Source organism: uncultured Alsobacter sp., from assembly GCF_945952055.1.
In the GTDB taxonomy this organism is placed as follows: domain Bacteria; phylum Pseudomonadota; class Alphaproteobacteria; order Rhizobiales; family Beijerinckiaceae; genus Alsobacter.
This window is the reverse complement of record NZ_CAMFHB010000070.1, coordinates 22,501-25,652: the sequence shown is the minus strand read 5'-3', so window position 1 is coordinate 25,652 and position 3,152 is coordinate 22,501. Positions and strand designations below refer to the sequence as shown.

2 protein-coding genes and 1 pseudogene (1 of these 3 running past the window's edge) are annotated in these 3,152 nt (G+C 70.1%); 1 reads left to right on the top strand and 2 read right to left on the bottom strand.

Annotated features, from left to right (window positions below; genetic code table 11):
• A pseudogene (locus Q0Q47_RS29210) lies at positions 1-665 on the bottom strand (hypothetical protein); the annotation flags it as partial.
• Positions 666-739: 74 nt separating this feature from the next.
• Positions 740-1,798, bottom strand: coding sequence for a low specificity L-threonine aldolase (locus tag Q0Q47_RS29205; RefSeq protein WP_293868394.1), 1,059 nt, complete (start codon positions 1,796-1,798; stop codon positions 740-742).
• Positions 1,799-2,383: 585 nt separating this feature from the next.
• On the opposite strand from Q0Q47_RS29205, the gene gltB reads away from it, so the two are divergent.
• Positions 2,384-3,152 carry the beginning of a glutamate synthase large subunit gene (gene gltB / locus Q0Q47_RS29200; RefSeq protein WP_293868392.1) on the top strand. The gene runs 3,920 nt beyond the window's last position, so 769 of the gene's 4,689 nt are visible here — the first part of the coding sequence; its start codon is at positions 2,384-2,386; its stop codon lies beyond the right edge, outside the window.

The window sequence follows — 3,152 nt, the reverse complement described above, 5'->3', positions numbered from 1 at the left end:
GACGAGGTCTGGGGAGGCGACGCCTGCGGCAGCGAGCGGTGCAGCGGCGGCTCCGGCTCGAACCCAGGCTGGCGCGACACCACCGGGGGCTCGCCGAGCGGGGCGGACTGAACCGCGCCCGACCGCGGGGCCGGCATGGCCGGCGTCATCGTGCGCGGGCCGACGGGGGCCGTCGCGGGGGGCAAGCCCGCCTCGCGCGGATAGCCCGGCTCACGCCGGTACTGGTACTCGACCGGCGGCGGCGGCATGCGGTCCGGCATCATCTGCCCGCCGGGGACCATGCCCGGCGGCACGGGAACCGGCCGCTCGTTGCGGCCCATGATGTAGCGTTCGAGAACGCGCCCGTCATAGGCGTCGATCGTGTAGTGCAGGCGGTAGCCGCTCCGGTCGATCAGCTCGGCCTGGTAGATGTCGCCCACCGGGCGCACGTACAGCACCCGCAAGGCGCCGTAGCGCCGGTACAGCAACTCGACGACCTCGGGGGTCGAGGGCCCGCTGAGGCCGAAGAAGGCGACCCTCACCACGTCCGATGCGCCGGAAAGACCGGTGACCGGCGTGGCCGGGCCCGCGACCGCGGCACCGCAGGCGGCAAGGCCGGCGGCCAGCGCGAGAACGGGGGTCGACAGGCGCGCGACGCGGCGCATCGATCGGGGGGTGGCAGGCATGCAAACGTCTCCGGGAAGCCCGCTGGGTAAACGGACTCTTAATGCCGGATTGCGGCGCCTCCGCGACGTCAAAGTCAAGAAGTGGAGGTCGCCTTTGCGAGAAGAGCGTTAATGTCGGAAGGCTTCGTGGCCCATGACGTGACGAAGCGCGCGAAGGCCCGGTCACCCTGCTCCAGGTCCTTCGGCAGGCTCAGGCTTCCCCAGGGCGCGTAGCGGAAACCGGCGCCGCGGATCGCCTCGTCGACGGCCTTGGGAAGGAAGGCGAAGACCTCGTTGGCCTGCGTCGGCCAGGGCAGCGTGACGCCCGGGACGGCCGCCAGCCCCTGCGCGAGGGTCGCGGCCATGGCGTTGGCGTGCCGGGCATTGTCCATCCAGTGCCCGTTTTCCAGGTAGGCGACGAGCTGGGCACCGAGCAGCCGGCCCTTCGACACCGTGTGCCCGCCCCGCTTGCGCCGGAACTGGAAGGTGTCGGCGAGCGCCTCGTCGAAGAAGAGGACGGCCTCGCAGGCGATGCAGCCGTTCTTGGTGGCGCCGAAGGAGACGACGTCGACGCCCGCCTTCCAGGTCATCTCCGCGGCCGTGCAGCCGAGGCCGGCCAGCGCATTGGCGAAGCGCGCGCCGTCGAGATGGACGCGGATGCCGGCGTCGCGCGCCACGCCCGTCAGCGCCTTGATCTCGTCGAGGCTGTAGAGCGTACCCGCCTCGGTGACCTGCGAGATCGAGAGCCCCGCCGGCTGGACCGCCTTGACGACACCGCGGGGAAAGCGCGCCAGGGCGGCCGAGAGCCCCGCCGGATCGATCTTGCCGGCGAGACCCGGAATGCCGATGAGCTTGGCGCCGTCGGTGAACATCTCCGGAGCGCCGCACTCGTCGTCGATGACGTGGCTCTCCTCGTGACAGAAGATCGCTCCCCAGGGCGGCGTCATCGCCGCCAGCGCCAAGGCATTGGCGCCGGTGCCCGTGGCGACCAGGAACATCTTGACCGGCCGCTCGAACACCTCGCCCAGCATCGCCTCGGCCCGGGCGCTCCAGCTGTCGGATCCGTACGCGGCCTCGGCACCGTCGTTGGCGGCCAGGATGGCTTCGAGCACGGGGCGGCTGGCCCCCATCACGTTGTCGCTGCCGAAGTGCATTGGGATGGTCCTTCTCGAGAGAGCGGGCGCACGATGCATGCCGCGGCGGCGGACGCAAGTCACAGCGGCGTTGCACCGGCCGCGGGTCACGGAATGCCGGTTGCGGGGCCCCGCGCTTTCCGATGATGTCCCATCGGTGCGCCGCAGGGTCATTTTGTTGCGCAGATGCCCCCGAGATTCCGCAAAACGCCTCTTGTGGGGCGTTCCGATTTCTGGCAATGTCAGCGGCGAATAGGACAGTCTTGCTGTCCCATTCATGCGGGTTCTCCCGGACAACCGAGCAGGTCACGAACGTGCGCACGAACGGCAACCGACTGGTGGCGACGCGACGCGGCATTCTCGCCGCGAACGCCCCCAAACGTGCCACGCGCAAAGTGCGAACCTGACGGGCGCCGGCTCCTGACCGGAGCGCCCGCGGGGTGCGGGCGCAAGACGGGGCGCGGCCGGACCTCACCTGAACGAAGACATGGCCCCGGAACGCGGCGTGCATATTGCAGGCCGCGACGAACGTGCGTCATTCTCGGGGATCCCCCGGACACATGACCGCGACACTGGCGACGTGGGTGGCAGGACGCGAGGGCGACCATGAGCGAGCGGACGGAACAGGGCTTTTCCGAAGGACTGGTGGTGCGCGATCCGGGCCTGCCCGACGCCATCGGCCTTTATGATCCGGCGCAGGAGAAGGACGCCTGCGGCGTGGGCTTCGTCGCCGACATGAAGAACCGCGTGTCGCACGCCATCATCGAGATGGGCCTGCAGATCCTGCTCAACCTCGATCACCGTGGCGCCGTGGGCGCCGACCCCAAGGCGGGCGACGGCTGCGGCATGCTCGTGCAGATGCCGGATGCCTTCCTGCGCGCCGAATGCGCGGCGCTCGGCATCACCCTGCCGCAGCTGGGCGACTACGCCGCCGGCCTCATCTTCCTGCCGCGCGACGCGGATGGCCGCGCCTTCTGCGAGAGCACCATCGAGCGCGTGATCGCCGAGGAGGGACAGACGTTCCTCGGCTGGCGCGACGTGCCGGTCGACAGTTCGGGCCTGGGCGAGAGCGTGAAGCCGACCGAGCCGGTGATCCGCCAGCTCTTCGTGGGCCGTAAGTCGGCCGCGGCCGGCGACGACTTCGAGCGCCGCCTGTTCATCCTGCGCAAGGCGATCTCGAACACCATCTACAACGCGAAGGACCCGCGCACCGCCGGCTACTACCCGGTGTCGCTGTCGTCGCGCACGCTCGTCTACAAGGGCTTGCTGCTCGCCGGCCAGCTCGGCGACTACTTCAAGGACCTCAACGACCCGCGCTTCTGCTCCGCGCTCGCCCTCGTGCACCAGCGCTTCTCGACCAACACCTTCCCGACCT

Coding starts and splice junctions, on each gene's coding strand:
- Q0Q47_RS29205 (WP_293868394.1), bottom strand. CDS start 1,798: ATGCACTTCGGCAGCGACAACGTGATGGGGGCCAGCCGCCCCGTGCTC.